Raw genomic sequence first — 23,724 nt, 5'->3', positions numbered from 1 at the left:
GTCCCCGCCTCTCCCCCACCCGCATCGCTCGCATCGCCCGCCACGCGCTGCCCCTGCTTCCGCTCCCGCTGATCGGGGCATGGGCGGTGGCCGACTGGCACACCGTCCGCGACGGCGCCGCCCGGCTCTCCTCCGCCGACCCCTGGTGGCTGCTGGCCGGTCTCTTCTTCACCTGCATGGGCTGGGTGATCGCCGCGGTCGTCCGCCAAGGGGCCCTGCCGGAACGGCTTCCGCCGGGCCTGCTGCTCGCGTCCCAGTTCGCCGCCGGCGCCGCCAACCAGGTGCTGCCGGCCAGTATCGGCGCCCACGCCGTCACCCTGCGCTTCCTCCAGAGCCGCGGCATACCCCTGTCCCGGGCCACCGCCTCGCTCGCCCTGTACTCCCTGGTCAAACCGGTGGCGAAGACACTGGTGCTCCTCGCCTTCCTCGTGGCCTTCCCCGAGCTGCTGCACCTCGGCGAACTCCTCCCGGACCGGCGGACGTTGCTCATGGTCGCCGGCGGCGTGACGACCGCCCTCGTCACCGCAGGCGTGCTCGTGACAGCCGTACGACCGCTACGGCGCCCCCTCCTCGGCTTCGTACGCACCGCCCTGACCGACGCGCGCATCCTGCACACCCGCCCCAGCCGCGTCCTCGCCCTCTGGGGCGGGGCCGCCGCCACCCCGCTGCTCCAGGCGAGCGTGCTCGCCTCGGTCGGCTTCGCGCTAGGGCTGCCGCTGTCCTGGACGCAGGTGGTCCTCGCGCTCCTCCTCGCCAGCACGGCGGTGGGCGCGGTGCCCGCGCCGGGCGGCATCGGCCCCGTGGACGCGGGCGTGGTGTTCACGATGATCACCTTCGGCGCCCCGATGGGCCTGGCGGCGGCCACCGTCATCGGCTACCGCGTCCTGACGGTCTGGGTCCCCCTGCTGCCGGGCGCGCTGGTGCTCTCGGTCATGGTCCAGCGCAAGATCCTCTGACCCGGCGGACGGCTGCCCGGCCCGCTCCCCCTCACTCCTCCGCGACCCGCACCACCGCCACCGTGATGTTGTCGGGCCCGCCCGCCTCGATCGCGGCCTTCCACAGCTCGAAGGCCGCCCGGCCGTCGTCGTGCTCCCGCAGGATCTCGTCCAGTACCGCCTCCGGCACCGGGTCCGTCAGCCCGTCCGAGCAGACGAGGTAGCGCTCACCGGGAGTCAGGGGCTCGGCCCTGACATGGGGCAGGACGGCGCGATAGACGGGCGAGCCGCCCAGGCACTGGGTGACGAGTGAGGTGGTGCGCCCGACCGGGTGCGGCGGGCTGTCGTCGACGCTCAGCTGGCGCAGCCCGTCGGGCGACGCCGCGAGGACCCGGCTGTCCCCCACGTTGAACGTCGTGACCGAGCCGGGCTGTACGACGACTCCGGCGATCGTCGTCCCCATGGCGCTCAGCTCGCCGCCCTCATCGCCGCCGGCCGCCTGGTACACGGCGCGGTTGCAGGTGTTCAGGGCGTCACGGACGGCGACCTCGCTGCTCAGGGCGGGCCCGAGCGAGGCGATCCGGCGCACCACCAGGGCACTGGCCACCTCCCCGCCGGGATGCCCGCCGAGCCCGTCGGCGACGGCCACGACGAGGGGCGTGCCCAGCGGGAAGATCAGGGTCTGCGGATTCTCGGTCACGGTGCCGCACAGGGTCCACGGCCCGACGACGAGGCTGTCCTCGTTCCGCTCGCGCAGCAGTCCGGGATGGCTGATCGCACTCACAGCGACGTACGGCATGCAGCGCCACCGCCTTCCCGCAGGGACTGACAGCCGGGCCGGACGTGCCTTACGAGTCTAGGAACACCGGCATCCGGCGTGCCAGCGCAGCGGGGTCGGCGTTCGCGCGGCGTCAGCCTTCGGCCGGCGTCAGCCGGAGCGAGATGCTGTTGATGCAGTACCGCTGAGGTGCGAGCGGTCCTCGATGAGCTCCACCGCGTCGGTGTCCCTCGGGTCGTAGAAGGAGGGCCAGCCGTCATGATTCGCATATTCACAACTCACGGTCGAGGGCGTGTCCCCCGGTTCGGAGTGGGCCCTCGGCTGTGCAAGGGCCCGGAGTCACGCGGACCCGGCAGAGTCGATGTCAGTGGCACTCACCGACCTGATCCTGGACCGGCCCAGCGTGGAACCCGCCCGCCGGGAAGAACGGCGGCCGCCGGCCGTGGCCCGAGTCAACACATCGAGCCTGGGGAGTATTGAGGCGGCCGTCCACCCGGGCTTGGAAGTCCTGTCCATCGGCGTGTGGGACGTGCGCCGCGCTCCCGTGGCCGGCCAGCCGCGACTGCGAACCCTCACCGCGGACCTCGCCAACGAGCTCCTCGCCCTCCGGGACCGGCCCCCGATCATCCAGACCGTCATCGAAGGCGACCTCGGTCCAGCGGCGTAGGCGGTGGTTCCCTCGGCGTCTCACTCGCCGGAGCGCCGTGGCCGGCGTTACAGCACCCACGCCTCACAGGACACTCGGCCACGCCACAGACATGGGCGTCAACCTCCACTGCGGGGGCGCCACCGTGCGGCAGTCTCCCGTGCCAGCAAGCAGAGGCTGCCTACCGCCGAAGGCCCTGACGGTCGTTCGATGAGCCCGGCGCCGACCGCCCGTACGGCCTCAAGACGGAACTGCTGCACACCGATCAGCGCGCGCACGAAGGGCTTGTTCGCGGGGCTCACCGTATGCTCCAGCGGCCTCGCTGACTCCAGTGCGGTCGCGGCGGCGTCGGCCTGGGTCTGGATCAGACGGTTGACTGCCGGGCTCTGCGGTCTGTCCGGCAGCAGGTCCGCCCGGCTGACGTCGCAGTCTTCGAGGGCCTCCACAGGGATGCCAAGGCGCCCTGTGCGGAGATCCGACGCGAGGTCTTCCAGGAAGTCGAGACGCTGCATCGCCGAGATCAGCCTCTCGCAGCAACTGATGAACTCGTCCGGGCCGGGAGACCCGGCAGGAGCCAGAAGGCCCGCCGTGAGCATGAGGGCAGGTAGCGAGTAGCCGGTGACGTACCGGTCGAACTCCGCCTCGGTGGCGAACTCCTCCCAAGCGACTTCCAGCACGGCCCCGTCGAGGAAGTCCCCGACACGGGCCCGCATGCCCGGGTGCCGCTCGGCGGTGTGAGCCAGCACGCGCAGCACGGGAAGATCGGCGTCTCCGGTGGTACATGCCTTCTCTACCCGCTCGGCCCACTCGGCCAGGGCGGCCGAGCGCTCGGCCGCCCCACCCCGGTCGACGCGGTTGTCGGTCTCGTGCATGAAGGCGACGGCCGCGACGACGTCGGGCTGGAGAGCCGTCGGCAGCAGAAGACGTACGGCCAGGTACTCGGCTCGCGCGAAGCGGGCCACCACACGCCGCTGAAGCGCGTAGTCGCGCCGCAGCGACGGGTCCGCTATGCCCGCCTGCCGCAGGACGCGCCCCCACATACGTTCCCCTCCCGTACTCAGTCCCCGTCCGGGACCAGCCGCAGGGAGATCGAGTTGATGCAGTAGCGCTGGTCCGTCGGGGTCGGGTAACCCTCGCCCTCGAAGACGTGGCCCAGGTGCGAGCCGCAGCGGGCGCACCGGACCTCCGTACGGACCATCCCATGCGACGTGTCGGCCAGAAGTTCGACCGCGTCTGAGTCGCGTGCATCGTAGAAGGACGGCCAGCCGCAGTGGGACTCGAACTTCGTGGTGGAGGTGAAGAGCTCGGCGCCGCAGGCGCGGCAGGAGTAGACGCCCGTCGTCTTGGTGTTGGTGTACTCACCGGTGAAGGCGGGCTCCGTACCGGCCTGACGGAGGACGGCGTACTCGGCCGGGGTCAGCTCCGTGCGCCACTGCTCGTCCGGCTTTTCGATGTCGTACGACATGAGTGCTTGCCCCTCACTTCGACAGGCGGTCCAGAATGAGCGGGCCCAGGTCGGTGACATCGCCCGCGCCCATGGTGAGAACGAGATCACCGGGCTTCGCCATTCCCGCGATCAGTGCGGGCACCTCGGCCTTGTCCGGCACCGGCGTCACCTCGGCGCCGGCCGCCCGCGCCGCCTCGATGACCAGCTCGCTGGTGATGCCGGGGATCGGGTCCTCACGGGCCGGATAGATGTCGAGGACGAGCGAGGAGTCCGCGAGGGCGAGGGCGTCGCCCATCTCCTTGCCGAGCTCCTGGGTACGGGAGAAGAGGTGGGGCTGGTAGACGACCAGGATCCGGGCGTCCCCGGCGGCCGAGCGCATGGCCTCCAGGTCGGCGGTCATCTCGGTCGGGTGGTGGGCGTAGGAGTCGATGACCTGGACGCCCGCGGCCTCGCCCTTCAGCTGGAGCCGCCGCTTGACGCCCGTGTAGGCCGCCAGGGCCGGGGCCAGCTCGGCGGCCGGGACGCCGAGCGCCGCGCCCGCCGCGAGGGCGGCCACCGCGTTGAGCGCGTAGTGGCGGCCCGGGACCGAGACCGTGAAGGTGAGCTCCTGGCCGTCGAGGAGGACGGTGACCTCGCTCTTGAGCCCCTGCGGCAGCACCGACAGGACACGCACGTCGGCGTCCTCGGCCTCGCCGTACGTCACCACCCGCACCTCACCGGCCGCGACCCGCCGGGTCAGCTCCCGCGCCCCGTCCTGGTCCGCCGAGATCACCAGCGTGCCGCCGTCGGTGATGCGGTCCGCGAACGTCTCGAAGGACTCGTAGATCTCGTCCATCGACGCGTAGTTGGCGTGGTGGTCGAGCTCGACGTTCAGGACGATCGCGACGTCGGGGGCGTACTTGTGGAAGCTGCGGTCCGATTCGTCCGCCTCGGCGACGAAGATGTCACCGTCGCCGTGCAGGGCGTTCGAGCCGGGGGCGTCGAGGTCGCCGCCGATGGCGTACGACGGCTCGAGGCCCAGCTCGGTCAGGGAGACGGCCAGCATCGACGTCGTGGTCGTCTTGCCGTGCGTACCGGCGACGGCGATCGGGCGCAGCCCGTCCATCAGCGAGGCGAGCGCGTCGGAGCGGTGCACCACCGGAATGCCCAGCTCGGCGGCGCGGGCCAGCTCGGGGTTGTCCTTCCGGATCGCCGACGACACGACGACACAGCTGGCGTCGTCCGCGAGGTGCTCCGCCGCGTGCCCGATATGCACGGTCGCCCCCAGCGCCCGCAGCGCCTCGGCGGTCGCGGACTCCCTGGCGTCACTGCCGGCCACCTTGGCCCCCCGCTGCGCGAGAATCTTCGCGATCCCCGACATTCCGGCCCCACCGATACCGATGAAGTGCGGTCGGTCCATGGCGGTGGGAAGGCCGGGTGCCATGCGTGTTCTCCCAGGATGTGCGATACGACGGTGAGACCCCAGCCTATGGGGTACTCCGGCGGGCGTTGAGCAATGGGGCGCCGGGCACTGTGCCGACTCAGGGGCGCGGGGCGGTGTCGATATGCGGCTCCGCCGCGTGCGCGCGACAGGCCACAGACGACCCGCAGCCGGCGTCCACCACACCCGCTACGGCGCGACCCCGAAAAGCACTACGCCTTACTGTGCGAGAACAACTTCAGCACCGGCACCCCCACCTTGTGCCGAGCCCTCGACGCCCAGTCCCGGTGGAAGAACTCCTCCACGTAGTGGGGATCGGTCAGCACGATCACCTCGTCCGCCTCCACCTCGTCCACCATGCCCTTCAGCGCATCGAGCGGGTGATCCTCCAGCAACCGCCCCTCTGCCTCCGCCCCGGCCGTCCGCAGCGCCGTGAGCGACACCTCCAGCGCCCGCTCCCCCGTGGTCAGCGCCTCCTCGCCCTCAGGGGTCTCCCCCTCCCGTACGGCCTCGTCCAGCTCGCCGAGCGCGATGTCGTCGATGGCGCGCAACAACCTGTCGGCCTGCTCGCCCCGAGGCTGGAGCAGCACATGGAACGAGACCTGCTCGTCGCCGTGCAAGGTGGTGACGAACTCCACGTCGGCGGACGTCAGGGCCTTCTCGATCATCAAAACGCTTGTGAACACCGGGCGCCCCTTCTGCGGAAACCATCCTGCCCCGTGCTCGCACGGGGACTGCGAGTTTTAGTGTGCCCGGCGGAAGCTAAACGGAACGGTGGATTCCGCCGTTTTCAGGAGCACGGCATCCATAGAACCCATTTCCGAACCGCCTGACCTCACGTCCGCCGGTACCGACCGAACAGAAAGCCGTCCTCCTCCAGCAGGGACACCAGCTCGAACCGTTTCGGAACCGCCACCGACGGCCCCCCGGCGATGCGCTGGGCGTCTCCGGCGGTGAGCATCGGGGAGATCGTCAGACAGAGCTCGTCGAGCACTCCGGCGGCCACCAGCTGCCCGAGCAGCCGTGGGCCGCCCTCGGTCAGCAGCCGGGTGTGACCGAGCTCGGCGAGGGCCTGCACGGCCCGTACCGGGTCCACGCCGATGCCGTCACCGGCGATCACCACCTGGGCGCCCGCCTTCTCCGCGGCGGCGACCCGGTCCGGTGCCGCGGCGGCGCCCGTCAGGATCAGGGTGGGCACGGCGGGCGACGTGAAGAGCGGCAGGCCGTAGTCGAACTCCAGGCCGGCACTCACCACCGCGATCGCCGGCGCGGGGGCCTGCCCGGCCGCCTCACGCGCCGCCGCGAACTCCGCACGTACGCGCGCCGGACGGTACCCCTCCTGACGTACCGTTTCGGCGCCGACCAGCACGACGTCCGCCAGCGCCCGCAGCGTGCCGAAGATCCGCATGTCGGTGGCGGTGGAGATGGGCTGCGAGCGCCCGTCGTGCTGGGCGGCCCCGTCCAGCGTGGACACCATGTTGGCCCGCAACCAGGGCTGCGGCGAGCCGGGCGCGGGTTCGGGATAGGCGTAGGCGGCGGCGAGCCCGGTGAGGCTCCACTCCCGCTCGGCGAGATCACCCCCCAGAAGGCCATCGGACCCACTGGCCACAAGCCCCCCTCCAGCGGCCCCGGCCCCGGCCTCCCCGGGCGAACCGCCGGAGGGCCTCGCTGCTGTCTCGTCGGTCACAGGGAACAGGCGTCGCATGTCATGGAGTGTGGCACGGCGCTTAGCATGGTGAACCGTGTCGTCCTCCTCCGCCGTGTCCAAGCCGAGCCCGATAGCCGAAGCGAGCCCGCTGTCCCTGTGCGCCCTTGAGCCGCACGTCCCGGCGGACCGGCTGGTCGCCGAGATGGTGCCGCCGCCGCGCTTCGACTCGGTTCGCTTCAGCACGTACATCCCGGACCCGAACCAGCCCAGCCAGATCGAGGCGGTCGGGGTCCTGGAGTCCTTCGCGGGCGGGCTCGGCGGGGCGCACGCGAGTGGTGCGGGGAAGGCCAAGCGCGGCTTCCTCGGGTTCGGCAGGCCGAAGGCACCCAAGACGCCGGCCGGCCCTCGCGGCGTCTACCTCGACGGCGGCTACGGCGTCGGCAAGACGCACCTGCTCGCCTCCCTCTGGCACGCCACCCCGGCCGAGCCGTCGCTCAAGGCCTTCGGCACGTTCGTGGAGCTGACCAACCTCGTCGGCGCCCTCGGTTTCCAGCAGACGGTGCAGACCCTCTCCGGTCACCGCCTGCTGTGCATCGACGAGTTCGAGCTCGACGACCCCGGCGACACCGTCCTCGTCTCCACCCTGCTCGGCAAGCTCGTCGACGCGGGCGTGGCACTCGCCGCCACCTCCAACACCCTCCCCGGCAAGCTCGGCGAGGGCCGCTTCGCGGCGGCCGACTTCCTGCGCGAGATCCAGGGCCTGTCGGCCCACTTCCGCCCGCTGCGCATCGACGGCGAGGACTACCGCCACCGCGGTCTGCCCGAGGCGCCGGCGCCGTACTCCGACGAGCAGGTGACCAAGGCGGCGTACGCGACCGAGGGCGCATCGCTCGACGACTTCCCGCATCTGCTGGAGCACCTCGCGCGCGTCCACCCCAGTCGCTACGGCGCGTTGACCGATGGCTTGAAGGCCGTGTGTCTCACCGACGTCCGGCCGATTCCCGACCAGTCCACCGCGCTGCGGCTCGTCGTGCTCGCGGACCGGCTCTACGACCGTGAAGTCCCGGTCCTGGCCTCCGGACAGCCGTTCGACAAGCTGTTCAGCGAGGAGATGCTCCAGGGCGGGTACCGCAAGAAGTACTTCCGCGCCATCTCGCGACTCACCGCGCTGGCCCGCGACGCCAAGAGCCTGATAACCCACTAACTCCCCCTGGTCAAGGGGTGGTTCAAGCCAAGCCACCCTCGCATTTCAGGCTCTCTTCAGCTCGAAACGTTAAGTTAACCCTGCAAACAACTTTGCCGGGTTAACGTGTTTCTTGACCAACGGTTGACCAAGCGTTGGTGCGCACCATAGGTGTGGACTGTCTGGAGGGGGGCGCATGTTCCGAGGTACGACGGCACGGACCGTGGTTTCGATCCTCGCCGCCGTCCTGCTCGCCCTCCAGTTCTTCACACCCAGCGCTTCCTTCGCACACGCGCATACGGTCAGTCAGGCAAAGGCCAAGGCCCAGCCCGGAATCAAACCCTCCGGCAAGGCGCTGCGCGATGAAACCCTCACGTTCCGCCACTGCGTGCCGTCGGGTGATGGGGACCCGACCGGTCCGCTGCGCACGCGGGACCAACTGCGCTTCGCCGACTCCGGGCCCCAGCCGCCCGACCGACCGTTGCTCACCCGGGACCCCGCGTCCACGCACCAGCCGGGCACACTCGGCACCGCGTATGAGCGCACGTCGAGATCCTCGGCGTCCCACACTCCGGCGGGGCTTCAGGTCTTCCGCTGCTGAGAAGCAGAGCAGTCCCCCCACCTCTGTCATGTAAAAACCCCGACGCGCCATCGAGACGCGCCAGGAGGAGTCACCACACATGCAGCCCCTCATCGACAACGCCCGTACCTTCGGTCAGCGCCCTGAGGAGTTCGCCAAACTGGCCGCAGGGCAGTCCCCGCAGGTCCTCTTCATCACCTGCTCCGACTCCCGGGTCGTACCGGCCCTGATCACAGGCGCCCGCCCCGGCGAGCTCTTCGAGCTGCGCACCGCGGGCAACATCGTCCCGCCGTACACCTCGCAGCACCCCACCAGCGAGGCGGCCACCATCGAGTACGCCGTGGAGGTCCTCGGCGTCAGCGACATCGTGGTCTGCGGCCACTCCCACTGCGGAGCCGTCGGCGCGCTGGTGCGCGGCGACGACCTGGACGCCGTACCGGCCGTGCGCGACTGGCTCTCGCACGCCACTCCCCGCCCGACGGGTGCCGCGGAGGACCCGGAGGTCGCCGAAGGCGTCCAGGCCCATGTGCTGACGCAGCTGCTGCGGCTGCGCTCGTACCCGTGCATCGAGAAGAAGCTGAAGGAGCGTCAACTGAACCTGCACGCCTGGTACTACGAGGTGCACAAGGGCGCCGTGCGCGCCCACAGCGCCGAGACCGACGCGTTCGAAGCGCTGTGATCGGCATGATGACCAAGTTCCCCCACCTGCGGCAGGACTTCGCCGCCTCGTTGGTCGTCTTCCTGGTCGCGCTGCCGCTGTGTGTCGGTGTCGCCGTCGCCTCCGGAGTGCCGGCCGAGCTCGGACTCGTCACCGGCATCGTGGGCGGCCTCGTCACCGGCCTGATGCGCGGCAGCAGCCTTCAGGTCTCCGGACCCGCCGCCGGTCTGACCGTGCTGGTCTTCGAGGCCGTCCAGGAGTTCGGGCTGCCGGTCCTCGGTGTGCTCGTGCTCGCCACCGGTCTCCTTCAGCTCCTCATGGGCGCCCTGAAGCTGGGGCGCTGGTTCCGGGCCATCTCGGTCTCCGTCGTCGAGGGCATGCTGGCCGGTATCGGCCTCGTGCTCATCGCCGGACAGCTCTACTCGGTCGCGGACGCCAAGGCGCCCGCCTCCGGCCTGGCGAAGATAGCCGGGCTTCCCGGCGCGCTCGCCGACGCCGTCGGAAACACCGGGGCGCTGGCCTCGATCGGGCTGGGCGCCGGCACCATCGCGGTCCTGGTGCTCTGGAAGCGGATGCCGCGCCAGGTGCGCACCGTTCCGGGCCCGCTCGCCGCGGTCGGCCTCGCGACGCTGGTGTCCGTGCTGTTCGCCCTGCCGGTCGCCACCGTCGAGGTCAAGGGCCTGCTGGGCGCCATCCAGCCGCCCGGTGCGGATGCGTTCGGCGAGCTCGCCAACGTCGGCGTGCTGGCCACGATCGTCGCCTTCACGCTCATCGCGTCGGCCGAGTCGCTGTTCAGCGCGGCGGCCGTGGACCGGCTGCACGACGGGCCGCGCACCGAGTACGACAAGGAACTGATGGCGCAGGGCGCGGGCAACGCGGTCTGCGGTGTGCTCGGCGCGCTGCCGATGACCGCGGTCATCGTGCGCAGCTCCGCCAACGTCCAGGCGGGCGCGAAGACCAAGGCGTCCCGGGTCATGCACGGCGTGTGGCTGCTGCTGTTCGCGGCGCTGCTGCCGGCCACGCTGGCGCTGATCCCGATCCCCGCGCTGGCGGGCATCCTGGTCCACGCGGGCTTCAAGCTGATCCCCTTCCGCGGGATCGTCTCCCTGTGGCGGGGCCACCGGGGCGAGGCGCTGATCCTGGTCGTCACCGCCGTCTCGATCGTGGCGGTGAACATGTTCGAGGGCGTGCTGATCGGTCTGGCCCTGTCGGTCGCCAAGACCGCATGGGAGGCCTCGCACGTGAAGCTGGAGGTCATCGACAAGGGCGCCGGACCGATCCAGGCGTACCTGTCGGGCAACGCCACCTTCCTCCGGCTGCCGAAGATCCTCGACAGCCTGGAGGCCCTGCCCCAGGACCGTCCGGTGGAGCTGGACCTGTCCGGACTGCACCACCTGGACCACGCCTGCCGTACGGCCCTGGAGAACTGGGCCGAGCGCCACAGCGCGGTGGGCACGGAACCGGTGCGGGTCACCTCGCCCTGACCGGCGTATGACTCCTGGCTCGGTGTGAACCCTGGTCCGGGGCCGTCCATGGCCCCGGACCAGGCACCGGGCATATCGTTACAGGAGCACACGAACGGGCCCCTCCTTGAGGAGGTCGTCATGGTCGAGGAGCTGCTGGGCGTGGCCGCGGGCGTCTGCGCGGCGGGAGCGGTGTACGTCGCGGCCGCCGCACGGGTCGTCAAGCAGTACGAACGCGGGGTGGTCCTGCGGCTCGGACGCCTGCGGGGCCGTGTGCGCGATCCGGGGTTCATGCTGCTCGTGCCCGCGGTGGACCGGCTCCACAAGGTCAACATGCAGATCGTGACGATGCCGGTGCCCGCCCAGGAGGGCATCACCCGAGACAACGTGACGGTGCGGGTCGACGCGGTCGTCTACTTCAAGGTCGTGGATCCGACGGCCGCGATCATCAACGTCGAGGACTACCGCTTCGCCGTCTCCCAGATGGCGCAGACGTCGTTGCGCTCGATCATCGGCAAGAGCGATCTGGACGATCTGCTGTCCGACCGCGAGAAGCTCAACCAGGGGCTGGAGCTGATGATCGACAGCCCGGCCGTCGGCTGGGGCGTGCAGATCGACCGGGTCGAGATCAAGGACGTGTCCCTGCCGGAGTCGATGAAGCGCTCCATGGCCCGGCAGGCCGAGGCCGACCGCGAGCGCCGGGCCCGGGTCATCAACGCCGACGCCGAACTCCAGGCATCCAAGAAGCTGGCCGAGGCCGCGCACCAGATGGCCGACGCGCCCTCCGCCCTCCAGCTGCGGCTGTTGCAGACGGTGATGGCGGTGGCCGCGGAGAAGAACTCCACGCTGGTGCTGCCGATCCCGGTGGAACTGCTGCGGTTCCTGGAGCGGGGGGCACAGCCACCGCCGGACCACGCGGTCGCACCCACCTCCGAGCACATCGCCGTCGCGGAGTCCGTCGCGGACCCCGTCCGGGAAACCCGCACGGAACCGGTCCCGGAGTCCGAGCCGGACACCCCCGGACAGCCCCTTCAGAAGTGACACACGCTACGCGCGTGGTTCCCGCGACTCGCACCAAGTGATAGACACGGCGGGGTCACAGCTCCTGTCCGCCAGCAGGAAGGTTGTCCCATGTCCGAGCACACCGCCGCCGACCGTACGTCACGTCGTCAACTCCTCGCCCGCACCGGCGCGTTGGGCGTCTCGATCGCCTTCGCCGGCAATCTCACCGAGCTCTTCGCGGGCACCGCCGCCGCGCAGAACCTCGGCCACACCGGATACGGCCCGCTGGTCCCCGACCCGAAGGGCCTGCTCGACCTGCCGGAAGGTTTCTCCTACCGCGTTCTCTCCCGTGAGGGCGACAAGCTCCGCTCCGGCGAGGGCCTGGTGCCCTCCAACCACGACGGCATGACGGCCCTGCCCGGCCGGCACGGCCGCGTCCACCTGGTCCGCAACCACGAGAACCGCGCCGACGGCAGGGTTCCCGTGCCGACGGTCGAGGGCCTCACCTACGACCCCGCCGGCAAGGGCGGCTGTACGGCGCTGGCGCTGGACTCCCGCAACCGGGTCCTGTCCGAGCGGGTCGCCATCGCCGGTACCGCCGTCAACTGCGCGGGCGGGCCCACGCCTTGGGGTACCTGGCTGACCTGCGAGGAGACCGAGGACCGGGCGGGCACCAACGGGTACACCAAGGACCACGGCTTCATCTTCGAGGTCGACCCGGCGAACCCGTACCGCTCCGGCGCGGTCCCGCTGACCGCGATGGGCCGCTTCCAGCACGAGGCGATCGCGGTGGACCCGCGGCGCGGCATCGTCTACGAGACCGAGGACGCCTTCGAGAAGCCCTTCGGCCTCTTCTACCGCTTCCTGCCCCACCATCCGCACGGCGGCCTGGGCACCCTCCGCGCGGGCGGCCGCCTCCAGGCGATGCGCGTGCCCGGCGTCCCCGACCTCTCCTCGATCCAGGAGACCGGCGCGACCTTCGAGAACATCGAGTGGGTCGACGTACCGGACCCCCTCGCCGCGCAGACCCCCATCCGCCACCAGGACTTCGGCCCGAAGGGCATCACCCACGCACAGAAGCTGGAGGGCTGCTACTGGGGCGGCCGCTGCGTCTACTTCGTCTCCTCCTTCGCCCGCAGCGCGGAGGGCTCGGCGGCGGACCACTACGGGCAGATCTGGCGCTACGACCCCTCCGAGCGCCGCCTCACCCTGGTCATCGTCTTCGGCCCCGACACCAACCTCCAGCTCCCCGGCGAGTCCCCCGACAACATCTGCCTCGCGCCCAGCGGCGGCCTGATGGTGTGCGAGGACGGCAACGGCGCCCAGCACGTCTTCGGCGTGACGCGACGCGGGGAGGTGTACGCGATGGCCCGCAACGCCCAGGCCATCGGGACCCCGCAGGAGCCGGAGTGGGGCGAGTTCGCCGGGGTCACCTTCTCGCCGGACGGCAGGACGATGTACGTCAACTGCTACACACCGGGCACGACGTTCGCGGTGACGGGACCCTGGCGCAGGTAGCCGCCCCCGTCGGGCCGCCACGTGCGCAGACAGCCAGTGGAACGGCGCGGCAGCGGGGGCACGGGCACCGTGTGGCGGGCTCGCGACACGGTGCCACCGCGAGGTCGCGCCGACATTCCTCCTGCACCCCGAGGGGGCACGGTCCTCACCGGCTTCGGCATCGCCGCCCTCCAGGGCACGACGGCCCTCACGGCCACCGGTGAACTGGCCGGTTCGCCCGAGTACACCCCACGCCCCCCGGCCCCCGCGGGGGTGGGCGGACCCCGGCGCCGCACCCCCCTCGTGGTGGCCGCCGGCTCGCCGACCCGCGCCCTGAGCTTCTGCGCCGAGCGCCCGGTCCCGCCGGGCGGGTGACACGGGCCCGGCACACCCGCCCATGCGCCGATATGACCATCTGATCCCCATATCGTCATGCGGTGATCACACTGGTACGACGCATCACCGCAGTCTGCGCCCTGAGCGGGCTCGCCGCGTGCGGGTCGCCCGAGACCACCCGCGCTCCCCACCCGGCTCCCAGCACCACCGTCGCCACCTCGCCCTCGGCCGGGCCTCCGACCCTCGCCCCCGGCCCGGCCGGCCTGACCCCCGTCTTCGAGCACGGCCGCCCTGAGACCCGGGAGAAGACCGTCGCGCTCACCTTCGACGCCGATATGACCGCCGACCAGGGGACGCGGGCGGCGCGGGGGGAACGGTTCGACAATCCGGGGCTGGTCGCGGCTCTGCGGGAGTTGAAGGTGCCGGCGACCGTGTTCATGACGGGGCGGTGGGCCGAGGAGTATCCGGGGCAGGCCCGGGCCATCGGGCGGGACCCGCTCTTCGAGGTCGCCAACCACTCGTACAGCCACTACGCCTTCACCGAGGACTGCTACGGACTGCCGACCCTCGGGGAGGAGCGGATGCGGGCGGACGTGGAGCGGGCGTATGCCGCGTTCCGCAGGGTGGGGGTCCGGGACGCGATGCCGTACTTCCGGTTTCCCGGCGGCTGTTACGACCGGCGGGCGCTGAGGGCGCTGCTCCCGGCCGGCGTCACCGCCGTGCAGTGGGACGTGGTGAGCGGGGACGCGTTCGCTACGGACGCCCGCGCGGTCGCCCAGGAGGTGCTGGACGGGGTGCGGCCCGGGTCCGTGGTGGTCCTGCACTGCACGCTCAGTGCGGCTCCGACGACCGAGCGGGTGGTCCGGCGCGTCGTACCCGAGCTGCGCGCGAAGGGCTTCCGGTTCGTGAAGGTGTCCAAGCTGATCGGCGCTGCCGGGGCGGTCGGCGGGCGGGGCTGAGGCTCGTACACGGGGATCACGCTCTGCCCGGTGTGCGAGTGGCAGGAGGTGCGGCGCACGGCCTGTTCAGGGTGATCTGCGGGACGTGAGCGCGCAGGCCACGGCGGTCGCCGCCGCCGTGAGCAGGGCCGCGGCCGCCAGGGGCAGCAGGGGCAGGGGGACCGTGCCCGAGCGGGAGCCGGTGACCAGGCCGCTGACGGCCGCCTGCGCCGGGGAGCCGGTCACCACCACGGCGAGCAGAGCGGCGAGCAGCATCGCCGGGACCGCGCGGCCGGTCGAGCGCAGCAGCGGCCAGGTGGTGAGGGCGCCGACGGCCGTGCCGAGCAGGGCACAGGCCAGCGTGGCGAGCAGCCCGGCCGCGCCCGCCGGAAGCCGCGGTACGCGCGTCTCGTGATCCGCGCTCACCGGGTCGCTGATGAGCGTCACGACGACGGTCGCGACCACGCCCACGGCCGCCGCGGCGGTCAGCGCCACCAGCAGCGCGGCGAGGTGCGCCCGCCCCGGCCCGACCGCCGCGGAGACACAACTGCGGGCGGCGGTCGGCTCGTTGGTCACGCAGATCCGCACCAGCCAGGCGGCGACGGGCAGCAGGGCCGCGGCCGTGAAACCGAGCGAGTCGAGGATGGGCTGACCGCCCTGTACGCCGATGCCGAGGAACGCGGCGTACAGGATGAAGGGAGGAAGCCAGCGCTGCGAGCGGATCAACAGGGCTGCCTGGTAGCTGAGAAGGGCGGTCATCGGCGGCTCTCGGTGTCGGGGGCCGGCTCCGTCGCGGCCGGATCCTGGCCCACGCTCTCTTGGCTCGCGCTCTCCTGGGCCACGCTCACCACATGCCAGGGCGGGCGGGCCGTCAGCAGGGCGCGGAGGAGGACGTCGGAGTGGGAGGCGGGGAGGGTGAGGCGGTGGGTGCCGGGGGCGGGTTCCTCGACGGATATGACCGTGCGGGTCGCGTCGACGGGGAGGTGCGCGCCGTGCGGGCCCTGGGCGACGACGATCACGTGCGGGCCGGCGGGGTCCGCGGCCACCCGCTCCGTACGGAGGTCGAGGCCCGCGTCCCGCACGGTGTACGTCGCGTCGGGCGCCCCCGCCAGGCGGCTCGGGTCGTGGTCCACGAAGACCACGGCGGTGCCGTCCGCGGTGCGTTCGGCGACGGCCCGCTCCAGCTCCTCCCGGGCGGCGGCGTCGAGGCCGGTCCACGCCTCGTCCAGGATGAGCAGCTCCGGTTCGGCGAGAAGGGCCTGCACGACGGCGACCTTCTGGCTGCTGCCCTTCGACAGCTGGGCCATGGGCGTGCGGGCGTACGCGGCGGCGCCGAAGCGGTCGAGCCATTCCAGGGCGGCCCGGGCGGCGGCGGGGCGGGAGAGTCCGTGCACCTTGCCGAGGTGCGTGAGGTAGCCGACGGCGGTGAAGGGGAGCGCGGTCGGGAAGCGTTCGGGGACGTAGGCCGTGCGGGGGCGGCCGGTGATACGGCCCTCGGTCGGGGCGTCTATGCCGGCCAGGAGGCGGAGGAGGGTGGATTTGCCGGTGCCGTTGGGGCCTTCGACACGGATGAGGTCGCCGGGGGCCACGGCCAGGTCGACACCACGTAACACCCAAGGACCGCGCAGGCCGTAGCGGCGGCCCACGTTGTCCAGACGCAGATCACGTTGCATGGGGCCCATCCTCTCTCGCCGCGGAACGGATCTTCCGCCTGGCAGACTGGAGGACGTGACCAGTGATCCGACCGTTCCCGGCGACAGCCCCTTTCGTACCGAGCCTTCGACGCGCGACGAGGCACCTCAGTTCGTCCTGCCGCTCGTCGTCCGCGTCGAGCGGGCCGCTCCCCCGGCCCGTACGGACGCGCTGGAAACCGCCGCCCGCGCCGTGCTGGTGATCCTCGGCGACGAGCGGTCGGCCGGCGAGGGCGAGTGGGCCGAGGCCATGCGGGACTGGCAGGACGCCCGGATCCGGAAAGTCGTACGGCGGGCCCGCGGAGCCGAGTGGCGGCGGGCGGAAGCGCTGCCGGGTATCACCGTCACCGGCAAGTCGGCCGAGGTGCGGGTGTTCCCGCCCGTGCCGTTGGACGGCTGGCCCAAGGAGCTGGCGAAGCTCCAGGTGTCCGGCACCGATCTCGACGACCCGGAGCCGCCCGTGGACGCCGATCCCGCGGCGCCCGTGCTCTGGCTGAATCCCGAGCTCGACATGTCGGCCGGCAAGGCGATGGCGCAGACGGGGCACGCGGCGCAGCTCGCCTGGTGGGAGTTGTCGGACGAGGAGCGGGCCGCCTGGCGCGACGCGGGGTTCCCGCTGGCCGTGCGGACCGCGGAGCCGGGCCACTGGGGTGACTTGACCAGCGCCGGGCTGCCGTTGGTGCGGGACGCCGGCTTCACCGAGATCGCGCCCGGTTCGTGCACCGTCGTCGCCGACCATCCGGCGCTGCGGCGGACGCCGGGCGCCTGAACATCCCAGGCGCCCGGCGCGTACGTCCTTGCAGTGACCGTTCGCGGTGTGCGGGGCGCCGGTCGCAACCTCAAATGTTGCTCTGAAGGTGGCCCCCGAGTGGTTCGGCTCCCGGTGCGGGGGCCATACCTCCGTCACATCCGACACGGAGCAGGCCGAGGAGGGGACGATGGAGCGACTGGGCACGGGGATCGGGTGGCGTCCGGAGATCGCGGACGCCGTGGAGCGCATGCCGGGCATCGACTGGGTCGAGGCCGTCGCCGAGAACGTCTGCCCCGGGCATCTGCCCGAGTCCCTGGTACGGCTGCGGGAACGCGGGGTGACGGTGATCCCGCACGGCGTCTCGCTCGGCCTCGGCGGGGCGGAGCGGCCCGACGCCGAGCGGCTGGCCGCGCTCGCCGAGCGGGTGGAGGCGCTGGGGTCGCCGCTGGTCACGGAGCACATCGCGTTCGTACGGGCGGGCGGGCCGCTGACGGCGTCCCCGCGCCTGGAGGCGGGGCATCTCCTGCCGGTCCCCCGCACCCGGGACGCCCTCGACGTGCTGTGCGAGAACGTTCGTATCGCCCAGGACGCCCTGCCCGTGCCGCTCGCCGTGGAGAACATCGCCGCGCTGATCGCATGGCCGGGCGAGGAGATGACCGAGGGGCAGTTCCTGTATGAACTCGCCGACCGCACCGGGGTGCGGCTGCTGATCGACGTGGCCAATCTGCACACCAACCACGTCAACCGGGGCGAGGACCCGGCCAAGGCGCTCGCCGAGCTGCCGCTGGAGGCCATCGCGTACGTCCATGTCGCGGGCGGCTTCGAACGCGACGGCGTCTGGCACGACAGCCACGCCCATGCCGTCCCCCAGCCGGTCCTGGATGTCCTGACCGACCTCGCGTCCCGGGTGTCCCCGCCGGGGGTGCTGCTGGAGAGGGACGAGAACTTTCCGGAACCGGCCGAGCTGGAGCGGGAGTTGGGGGCGATCCGGGGGGCGCTGGAGAAGGGGGCGGCCGAGCGGCCGGCAACCGGGTCGGGGGCGAGCGCCGAGGGGGCCGCGCGGGAAGCGGCGGCCGGGACGGGCGCCGCTCGGGCCGGGGAACTCGACCCCGCCCGTCAGCGCCTCGCCCTCGCACAGGCCGCCCTGCTGTCCGCGCTCGTCGCCGGTACGCCCGTGCCGGAGGGGTTCGACCGGGTACGGCTCGGGGTGCAGGCGCGGGCGCTCGCCGGGAAGCGGGCGGACGTCGTGGCGAAGGTCGCGCCCGAGCTGCCGGTGATCCTCGGGGACGGGTACCGGCGGGCCTTCCTCGCGTACAGCCATGGGCACCCGATGACCGACGGCTATCGGCGTGACGCGCTGGACTTCGCCGGATATCTGCTGGCCGAGGGGCGGCTCGAAGACGCGCGGGTGCGGGCGGGGTTGCGGGAGTGGTGGCTGGAGCGGTCGGGACCGAGGCCGCACTCGCGACGGCCGGGAGTGCGGCTGGCCCGGGCCACGCGCCGGGTGCTGCTGCGACGCTGAACCGCACCGTCTACGCCGGCTGCCGCTCCCGCGCTGGACGCCGCCGCCCCGCCGAGTGTGCCGGGCTTAACACCCGCCGCCCGCCACACCGGCGACTCACCCGTTTCCGCCCCCTTTGCCGCCGTATGCCACCCACCCCCGCTCCCCCATTCGCCCGTATCCACCCTGGTTGCAACCATTCGCTCCTGTACGGCAGTTGGCGTAGATGCCGAGGTACTCCGAAGTAATATGCCAACCCCATCCCCGAAGCGCACTAACGTGCGGTGCCGCAACAGGAGGCACCATGCGACCGCGACCGCCCATCAACGGCCGAGGCATCTTCAGCGGCACCGGGATCATCATCACGGGCCTGACGGTGACGCTGCTGGCGATGATCTTCCCGATCTGGTCGTACGCCGACCGGTCCGGGACCGGTCTGGACACGCTCAACGCCGAGACCGTCCCGACCGGGTACGGGCCGCTGTCGGCACTCGACCGCGACTTCATCACGAAGGTCCGGCTGGCGGGACTGTGGGAGCTGCCCGCCGGGCAGCAGGCGCAGCAGAAGGGCACGACTCCGGCCGTACGGACCGCTGGGCAGCACCTCATCGAGGGGCACACGTTCCTCGACGAGCGGGTGCGCGACGTCGCCGCCAAGCTCAGCCTCGCGCTGCCCAACGAGCCGACCGAGCAGCAGCAGGAGTGGCTGGCGACGCTGAGCTCGGCCCAGGGCGTCGAGTACGACCGGCAGTTCGCGAACATCCTGCGGCTGGCGCACGGCAAGGTGTTCTCCGTGGTCGCCCAGGTGCGGGCCGGCACGCGCAACTCCCTCGTACGCAAGCTCGCCGACGACGCCAACACCACGGTGCTGGACCACATCACGGTCCTGGAGGCCACGGGCTACGTCGACTTCGACAGCCTCGCCCGCGACATGGTCGCCGACAGCACCCCTCCGCTGACGCCGCCCCCCGGCCCGCCGGGCCCGACGGCCGACCCCGCCCCGGCCGTCCCGATGACTCCGCCGCCGACGCCGAGCTACACCCTGCCGCCGGCCGCCACCGGCCGCCCACCCGAGGATCCCGGCCCGGCCGTGTGACCGAGGGCCCCTGAGCCCTGAGCTCGGTGACGCATAGGGGGCATTGCGGCGACACCGGCGGGATGGTGCTTGCCTTCATCAACAGACGAACGAAATATCCCTTTTGTTGCTGCCGTGCTGCGAAGGGATACGCCATGAGAGCTGCCGCCCTCTACTCGGCCGCGGGGGCTCTGCTCCTGACGACCCTGTCCGCCGCCCCGGCCGGCAGCACCGGGGCCGCCCCGGGGACGGCCGAGCAGCAAGGCGCCGGAGTGGCCGCCGCGCGCGCCAAGGCGGCCGGCATCGCCTTCGGCAACTGCGCCAAGGAGCAGGAGCTGCCGGGCAAGATGCAGTGCGGCACGGTGTCCGTCCCGCTCGACTACACCCGTCCCGACGGCAAGCAGATCAAGCTCGCCGTCAGCCGGGTGCGGGCCACGCACAAGGACCCGAACAACAGCAAGCACCGGGTGCCACGGCAAGGCTCCCTGGTCTACAACCCGGGCGGACCGGGCGCCTCCGGACTGCACTTCCCGCTGATCGGCCTGCTGCCCGAGTGGAAGCGGTTGGCTGCCGCGTACGACCTCGTCGGCTACGCCCCGCGCGGAGTGGCGCCTTCCGCGCCGCTGTCCTGCCAGGACCCCAAGAAGCTCGTCCAGGGCCCGGCGCAGGCGCCGACGCACCCCTCGGAGGAGTACAAGAAGGAGCGCATCGCCCGGGCGAAGGCCTACGCACGCGGCTGCGCCGAGCGCACGGGCAGCGCGCTGCGGCACTACAACTCCCTCAACAACGCCCGTGACCTGGATGTCCTGCGTGCCGCGCTGGGCGAGTCGAAACTGACGTTCATGGGCGCCTCGTACGGCACCTACTTCGGCGCGCTGTACGCGACGCTCTTCCCCTCGCACGTACGGCGGATGGTGTTCGACTCCGCGGTGAACCCGGACCCCTCGCAGATCTGGTACCGCAACAACCTCGCCCAGTCGGCCGCGTTCGAGGGACGGTGGGAGGACTTCCGGGAGTGGGTCGCCGAGCACGACGACGTGTACGGGCTCGGCGACACCCCGGAGGAGGTGCTGCTCAGCTACGAGAAGGTGCGGGCGCGGCTGGCCGAGGAGCCGGCGGACGGGAAGGTCGGGCCGGGGCAGCTGCAGGAGGCGTACCTACAGGCCGGCTACTACGACGACTACTGGCCGTCGCGCGCGAAGGCACTGTCGGAGTACCTGAAGGGCGACCCGAAAGCGCTGGTCGAGCTGGCCGCGCCGGCGAAGGAGGCGGCGGCCGAGCAGGAGAACTCCAGCGCGGTCTACACGGCCGTGGAGTGCAACGACGCGCCCTGGCCGACGGACTGGGCGGTCTGGGACCGGGACAACACGCGGCTCGCGCGCGTGGCGCCCTTCGAGACCTGGGACAACGCGTGGATGAACCTCCCGTGCGCCTACTGGCAGGCGCCCCGGCAGAAGCCCCTCGATGTGCGGACCGGGCAGGGTGAGCTGCCGCCGACGCTGATCCTGGCCGCCGAGCGGGACGCCGCCACGCCGTACGACGGGGCGATGGAGATGCACCGGCGCCTGGCGGGCTCGGTCCTGGTGACCGAACGGGACGCCGGAACGCACGGCATCGCGTACGGCCCGAACGCCTGCGTCAACGGCCATGTCGACGCCTATCTGCTGGAGGGCCGTCTCCCGGTCCGGCGCGCCTCGTGCGAGGCGCACCCCGAGCCGAAGCCGGAGCGCCCGGGCGACGACCGGGCGAAGCAGAAGCTGGGCGACCGGGCGGGCGCGACGAAGCCGGGCGGCCGGCCCCAGGAGGCCGCGACCGCCCGGCTCCCGCACTGATCAGGCGAGCCCGGCGACCAGCTCGGCCACGGACTTCCGGCGCCCCGTGTAGAACGGCACCTCTTCGCGGACGTGCATCCGGGCCTCGGAAGCCCGCAGGTGGCGCATGAGGTCGACGATGCGGTAGAGCTCGTCGGCCTCGAAGGCCAGGAGCCACTCGTAGTCACCCAGCGAGAAGGAGGCGACCGTGTTGGCGCGGACGTCCGGGTAGCCGCGGGCCATCTTGCCGTGGTCGGCGAGCATGCGGCGGCGGTCCTCGTCGGGCAGCAGGTACCAGTCGTAGGAACGCACGAAGGGGTACACGCTGACGTAGTTCCGCGGCGTCTCGTCGGCGAGGAACGCCGGGATGTGCGAGCGGTTGAACTCGGCGGGGCGGTGCAGCGCCATGTTCGACCAGACCGGCTCCAGGGCGCGGCCCAGCTTGGTGCGGCGGAAGAGGTTGTACGCCTCCTGGAGCTGGTCGCTGGTCTCGGCGTGCCACCAGATCATGAGGTCGGCGTCGGCGCGCAGCCCGGACACGTCGTACGTGCCGCGGATCGTCACGTCCTTGGCGGCGAGCTGGTCGAACAGCTCCTGGACCTCGTCGGCGTAGCCCGCGCGGTCCTCGGGGAGCACGTCCTTCAGCTTGAAGACGGACCAGAGGGTGTAGCGGATGACCTCGTTGAGGTCCTTGGCCAGCTTGCCCTTGTTCGGGATCCTGCCGGACTCGGTGGTGGAGGCGTCGTCACTCATGTCCCCTATTCTCCCGCTCCGCCGTGCAGACTCTGCACCGGGTTGGCGGTGAGCTCCTCCACACCCCGCAGATCGCCTTCCAGCTGGTCCACGGCCGCGTACGCGCTCGCGATGCACGCCGGGATGCCCACGCCGTCGTACTGCGCCCCGCACACGGCGAGGCCCGGCACCTTGGCGACGTGCTCGCGGATGCGGGCCACGCGCGCGTGGTGGCCGACCGGGTACTGGGGCAGGCCGTCGGTCCAGCGGGTGACGCGGGTTTCGAGCGGGGTGGCGTCGAGGCCGGTGGCCGCCCGGAGGTCCCGTCGGGAGACGTCGACGAGCTGGGCGTCGTCGCGCCCCAGGATCTCCGTCTCGCCGTACCGCCCGACGGACGTGCGCAGCACGACCACGTCCGGGTCCTCGTCGGCGATCCAGCCCCACTTCTGGGAGGCGAACGTGGACGCCTTGATGGTGCGCCCGTCGACCGGCGGCACGAGGAAGCCGCTGCCCGGGGGCAGGTCGGTGTCGGCGCGACGGTAGGCGAGGGTGATCAGCGCCATGGAGGCGTACTCGATGCCGTCCAGCTCGGTGGCGGCTTCGGGGGCCTCGGTGTGCAGGAGGGTCGCGGCCGCGGCGGCGGGTACGGCGACGACGACCGCGTCGGCGTGCAGCACACGGTCACCGGCGACGACACGCCACCCGGCGGCCTCCTCGCGGCTCAGCTCCGTGACCGGCGCCCCGGTCACGATCTCGCCGCCCCGCGCGCGCACCGACTCCGCGACGGCGAGCGGGAGTTGACCCACCCCGCCCTCGATGCCCATGAACACCGGCCCGGTCTGCTGGTTGGCGGCGGCCTTGGCCTGGATCTCGCGGACCGCCTCGGTGAGGGAGTCGTGCGTGCGCGCGGCCTGGTAGAGCTGCGGGACGGCCGAGCGCATCGAGATGCGGTACGCGTCGCCCGCGTACACGCCGCCCAGCAGGGGCTCGACCAGGCGGTCGACGACCTCGCGGCCGAGGCGCGCCGCCACGTACTCACCGACCGCCACGTCGTCACCGACCTCGGTGCGGGGCAGGTCGGCGTCGCGCTCGATGCGGGCCAGGCCCTCGTCGGACAGGACGCCGGAGAGGGCGGCGGCGGTGCCGGGGACGCCCATCACATGCCCCTTGGGCATGGGGCGCAGGGCACCGCGGGTCCAGATCGAGGCGGTCGCGGTGGCGGGCGGCTGGAGGCGCTCGTCGAGGCCCACCTCGCGGGCGAGGGCGACGGCCTCGGGGCGGCGGGCCAGCATCGACTCGGCGCCGAAGTCCACGCGCACGCCCGCGATCCGGCCCGGCAGCAGCTTGCCGCCGACCCGGTCCGACGCCTCCAGGACGGTCACCCGCCGGCCGGCGTCCAGCAGCCGGTGGGCCGCGGCGAGCCCCGCGATCCCGCCGCCGATGACGACAACCCTGCCCGTGCCCGTACGAGTCTCCACTTCGCGCATGTCCACAGCCTCTCAGACCCCACTGACAGTCCCTCCGCGCCCCGGTGTCCTTCACGAGTCCTGACCGTGACCGCATCGGGACCGATCACCGCAAACGTTCCGCCGGGGCCCGGCGTCGAAGAAGCGTCAGTCGTCACGACGACCC

The 23,724-nt window shown here is 72.0% G+C and carries 24 protein-coding genes and 1 pseudogene; 14 read left to right on the top strand and 11 right to left on the bottom strand.

Going from position 1 to position 23,724, the window contains the following annotated elements; translation table 11 throughout:
* Positions 1-23 precede the first annotated feature (23 nt).
* Positions 24-956: a lysylphosphatidylglycerol synthase transmembrane domain-containing protein gene (locus tag ADK36_RS15830; RefSeq protein ID WP_078942643.1), complete on the top strand. Its 933-nt coding sequence runs from the start codon at positions 24-26 to the stop codon at positions 954-956.
* Positions 957-987: 31 nt separating this feature from the next.
* On the opposite strand, the gene ADK36_RS15825 is transcribed toward ADK36_RS15830, so the two are convergent.
* Positions 988-1,734: a PP2C family protein-serine/threonine phosphatase gene (locus ADK36_RS15825; RefSeq protein ID WP_053197969.1), complete on the bottom strand. Its 747-nt coding sequence runs from the start codon at positions 1,732-1,734 to the stop codon at positions 988-990.
* Positions 1,735-1,846: 112 nt separating this feature from the next.
* Positions 1,847-1,998, bottom strand: a pseudogene (locus tag ADK36_RS50185) (peptide-methionine (R)-S-oxide reductase MsrB); the annotation flags it as partial.
* Positions 1,999-2,080: 82 nt separating this feature from the next.
* On the opposite strand from ADK36_RS50185, the gene ADK36_RS47930 reads away from it, so the two are divergent.
* The gene (locus tag ADK36_RS47930; RefSeq protein ID WP_048583771.1) at positions 2,081-2,380 is read left to right on the top strand and encodes a hypothetical protein; all 300 of its coding nucleotides are present in this window, start codon (positions 2,081-2,083) and stop codon (positions 2,378-2,380) included.
* A gap of 98 nt (positions 2,381-2,478) precedes the next feature.
* Here the strand turns inward: ADK36_RS47930 and ADK36_RS15815 are convergent, their stop codons facing one another.
* The 5 genes from ADK36_RS15815 to ADK36_RS15795 all read right to left on the bottom strand — a co-directional run bounded on the left by ADK36_RS15815 (position 2,479) and on the right by ADK36_RS15795 (position 6,931).
* On the bottom strand, positions 2,479-3,399 hold the full coding sequence (locus tag ADK36_RS15815; protein ID WP_048583770.1) for a phytoene/squalene synthase family protein: 921 nt from the start codon (positions 3,397-3,399) through the stop codon (positions 2,479-2,481).
* A 17-nt stretch (positions 3,400-3,416) separates the two neighbouring features.
* Positions 3,417-3,824, bottom strand: a complete 408-nt coding sequence (msrB, locus tag ADK36_RS15810) for a peptide-methionine (R)-S-oxide reductase MsrB (protein ID WP_048583769.1) — start codon at positions 3,822-3,824, stop codon at positions 3,417-3,419.
* Between the two features lie 13 nt (positions 3,825-3,837).
* Positions 3,838-5,229 carry a UDP-N-acetylmuramate--L-alanine ligase gene (murC, locus tag ADK36_RS15805; RefSeq protein WP_048583768.1) on the bottom strand — a complete coding sequence of 464 codons (1,392 nt, stop codon included), beginning with the start codon at positions 5,227-5,229 and terminating at the stop codon, positions 3,838-3,840.
* A gap of 209 nt (positions 5,230-5,438) precedes the next feature.
* Entirely contained in the window at positions 5,439-5,912 is a 474-nt protein-coding gene (locus ADK36_RS15800) for an indole-3-glycerol phosphate synthase (protein ID WP_199830189.1), read from the bottom strand.
* A gap of 149 nt (positions 5,913-6,061) precedes the next feature.
* A complete protein-coding gene (locus ADK36_RS15795; RefSeq protein ID WP_107083813.1) occupies positions 6,062-6,931 on the bottom strand; it encodes a pyrimidine reductase family protein in 870 nt (289 codons plus the stop codon).
* Positions 6,932-6,968: 37 nt separating this feature from the next.
* On the opposite strand from ADK36_RS15795, the gene zapE reads away from it, so the two are divergent.
* The 8 genes from zapE (at position 6,969) to ADK36_RS15755 (ending at position 14,552) form a co-directional block, all read left to right on the top strand.
* Positions 6,969-8,078, top strand: a complete 1,110-nt coding sequence (gene zapE / locus ADK36_RS15790; protein ID WP_048583766.1) for a cell division protein ZapE — start codon at positions 6,969-6,971, stop codon at positions 8,076-8,078.
* A 175-nt stretch (positions 8,079-8,253) separates the two neighbouring features.
* A complete protein-coding gene (locus ADK36_RS15785) occupies positions 8,254-8,658 on the top strand; it encodes a hypothetical protein (protein WP_048583765.1) in 405 nt (134 codons plus the stop codon).
* Between the two features lie 79 nt (positions 8,659-8,737).
* A complete protein-coding gene (locus tag ADK36_RS15780; protein WP_048583764.1) occupies positions 8,738-9,316 on the top strand; it encodes a carbonic anhydrase in 579 nt (192 codons plus the stop codon).
* A 5-nt stretch (positions 9,317-9,321) separates the two neighbouring features.
* The gene (locus ADK36_RS15775) at positions 9,322-10,779 is read left to right on the top strand and encodes a SulP family inorganic anion transporter (protein WP_048583782.1); all 1,458 of its coding nucleotides are present in this window, start codon (positions 9,322-9,324) and stop codon (positions 10,777-10,779) included.
* A 120-nt stretch (positions 10,780-10,899) separates the two neighbouring features.
* Positions 10,900-11,799, top strand: coding sequence for a slipin family protein (locus ADK36_RS15770; RefSeq protein ID WP_048583763.1), 900 nt, complete (start codon positions 10,900-10,902; stop codon positions 11,797-11,799).
* 90 nt (positions 11,800-11,889) lie between these two features.
* A complete protein-coding gene (locus ADK36_RS15765; RefSeq protein ID WP_048583762.1) occupies positions 11,890-13,278 on the top strand; it encodes a PhoX family protein in 1,389 nt (462 codons plus the stop codon).
* Between the two features lie 21 nt (positions 13,279-13,299).
* Positions 13,300-13,632, top strand: coding sequence for a hypothetical protein (locus ADK36_RS15760; protein ID WP_159029221.1), 333 nt, complete (start codon positions 13,300-13,302; stop codon positions 13,630-13,632).
* Between the two features lie 62 nt (positions 13,633-13,694).
* Positions 13,695-14,552, top strand: coding sequence for a polysaccharide deacetylase family protein (locus tag ADK36_RS15755; protein WP_048583760.1), 858 nt, complete (start codon positions 13,695-13,697; stop codon positions 14,550-14,552).
* A gap of 66 nt (positions 14,553-14,618) precedes the next feature.
* Here the strand turns inward: ADK36_RS15755 and ADK36_RS49525 are convergent, their stop codons facing one another.
* Complete coding sequence (locus ADK36_RS49525) at positions 14,619-15,290, bottom strand: hypothetical protein (RefSeq protein WP_048583759.1); 672 nt, start codon at positions 15,288-15,290, stop codon at positions 14,619-14,621.
* Positions 15,287-16,204 carry an ABC transporter ATP-binding protein gene (locus ADK36_RS49520; RefSeq protein WP_048583758.1) on the bottom strand — a complete coding sequence of 306 codons (918 nt, stop codon included), beginning with the start codon at positions 16,202-16,204 and terminating at the stop codon, positions 15,287-15,289. The genes ADK36_RS49525 and ADK36_RS49520 overlap by 4 nt, the downstream gene beginning before the upstream one ends.
* A gap of 55 nt (positions 16,205-16,259) precedes the next feature.
* Here ADK36_RS49520 and ADK36_RS15740 point away from each other — a divergent pair, with 55 nt between their 5' ends.
* The 4 genes from ADK36_RS15740 (at position 16,260) to ADK36_RS15725 (ending at position 21,381) form a co-directional block, all read left to right on the top strand.
* Positions 16,260-16,991 (top strand): aminoacyl-tRNA hydrolase, encoded by a 732-nt coding sequence (locus ADK36_RS15740; protein WP_053197967.1) that lies wholly within the window; start codon positions 16,260-16,262, stop codon positions 16,989-16,991.
* A 169-nt stretch (positions 16,992-17,160) separates the two neighbouring features.
* On the top strand, positions 17,161-18,495 hold the full coding sequence (locus tag ADK36_RS15735; protein ID WP_053197965.1) for a DUF692 domain-containing protein: 1,335 nt from the start codon (positions 17,161-17,163) through the stop codon (positions 18,493-18,495).
* Between the two features lie 283 nt (positions 18,496-18,778).
* Positions 18,779-19,570 (top strand): DUF4142 domain-containing protein, encoded by a 792-nt coding sequence (locus ADK36_RS15730; RefSeq protein WP_048583755.1) that lies wholly within the window; start codon positions 18,779-18,781, stop codon positions 19,568-19,570.
* A gap of 134 nt (positions 19,571-19,704) precedes the next feature.
* Positions 19,705-21,381, top strand: coding sequence for an alpha/beta hydrolase (locus ADK36_RS15725; protein WP_053197963.1), 1,677 nt, complete (start codon positions 19,705-19,707; stop codon positions 21,379-21,381).
* Here ADK36_RS15725 and hemQ read toward each other — a convergent pair whose 3' ends face one another.
* Both hemQ and hemG read right to left on the bottom strand, forming a co-directional pair.
* Complete coding sequence (hemQ, locus tag ADK36_RS15720) at positions 21,382-22,113, bottom strand: hydrogen peroxide-dependent heme synthase (RefSeq protein WP_048583753.1); 732 nt, start codon at positions 22,111-22,113, stop codon at positions 21,382-21,384.
* Positions 22,114-22,118: 5 nt separating this feature from the next.
* A complete protein-coding gene (gene hemG, locus ADK36_RS15715) occupies positions 22,119-23,579 on the bottom strand; it encodes a protoporphyrinogen oxidase (RefSeq protein WP_048583752.1) in 1,461 nt (486 codons plus the stop codon).
* Between the last annotated feature and the right edge of the window lie 145 nt (positions 23,580-23,724).

The organism is Streptomyces viridochromogenes, assembly GCF_001270495.1.
Classification (GTDB): domain Bacteria; phylum Actinomycetota; class Actinomycetes; order Streptomycetales; family Streptomycetaceae; genus Streptomyces; species Streptomyces viridochromogenes_A.
This window is presented reverse-complemented; position numbering and strand designations above follow the sequence as displayed.

Bases quoted from the DNA above. Each gene is read 5' to 3' on its own strand.
- ADK36_RS15825 (WP_053197969.1), bottom strand. From the start codon at position 1,734: ATGCCGTACGTCGCTGTGAGTGCGATCAGCCATCCCGGACTGCTGCGC.
- ADK36_RS15725 (WP_053197963.1), top strand. From the start codon at position 19,705: ATGAGAGCTGCCGCCCTCTACTCGGCCGCGGGGGCTCTGCTCCTGACG.
- murC (WP_048583768.1), bottom strand. From the start codon at position 5,229: ATGGCACCCGGCCTTCCCACCGCCATGGACCGACCGCACTTCATCGGT.
- ADK36_RS15780 (WP_048583764.1), top strand. From the start codon at position 8,738: ATGCAGCCCCTCATCGACAACGCCCGTACCTTCGGTCAGCGCCCTGAG.
- ADK36_RS15730 (WP_048583755.1), top strand. From the start codon at position 18,779: ATGCGACCGCGACCGCCCATCAACGGCCGAGGCATCTTCAGCGGCACC.
- ADK36_RS15770 (WP_048583763.1), top strand. From the start codon at position 10,900: ATGGTCGAGGAGCTGCTGGGCGTGGCCGCGGGCGTCTGCGCGGCGGGA.
- ADK36_RS15785 (WP_048583765.1), top strand. From the start codon at position 8,254: ATGTTCCGAGGTACGACGGCACGGACCGTGGTTTCGATCCTCGCCGCC.
- hemQ (WP_048583753.1), bottom strand. From the start codon at position 22,113: ATGAGTGACGACGCCTCCACCACCGAGTCCGGCAGGATCCCGAACAAG.
- ADK36_RS49525 (WP_048583759.1), bottom strand. From the start codon at position 15,290: ATGACCGCCCTTCTCAGCTACCAGGCAGCCCTGTTGATCCGCTCGCAG.
- ADK36_RS15765 (WP_048583762.1), top strand. From the start codon at position 11,890: ATGTCCGAGCACACCGCCGCCGACCGTACGTCACGTCGTCAACTCCTC.
- ADK36_RS15775 (WP_048583782.1), top strand. From the start codon at position 9,322: ATGATGACCAAGTTCCCCCACCTGCGGCAGGACTTCGCCGCCTCGTTG.
- hemG (WP_048583752.1), bottom strand. From the start codon at position 23,579: ATGCGCGAAGTGGAGACTCGTACGGGCACGGGCAGGGTTGTCGTCATC.
- ADK36_RS15735 (WP_053197965.1), top strand. From the start codon at position 17,161: ATGGAGCGACTGGGCACGGGGATCGGGTGGCGTCCGGAGATCGCGGAC.
- msrB (WP_048583769.1), bottom strand. From the start codon at position 3,824: ATGTCGTACGACATCGAAAAGCCGGACGAGCAGTGGCGCACGGAGCTG.
- ADK36_RS15815 (WP_048583770.1), bottom strand. From the start codon at position 3,399: ATGTGGGGGCGCGTCCTGCGGCAGGCGGGCATAGCGGACCCGTCGCTG.
- ADK36_RS49520 (WP_048583758.1), bottom strand. From the start codon at position 16,204: ATGCAACGTGATCTGCGTCTGGACAACGTGGGCCGCCGCTACGGCCTG.
- ADK36_RS15795 (WP_107083813.1), bottom strand. From the start codon at position 6,931: ATGCGACGCCTGTTCCCTGTGACCGACGAGACAGCAGCGAGGCCCTCC.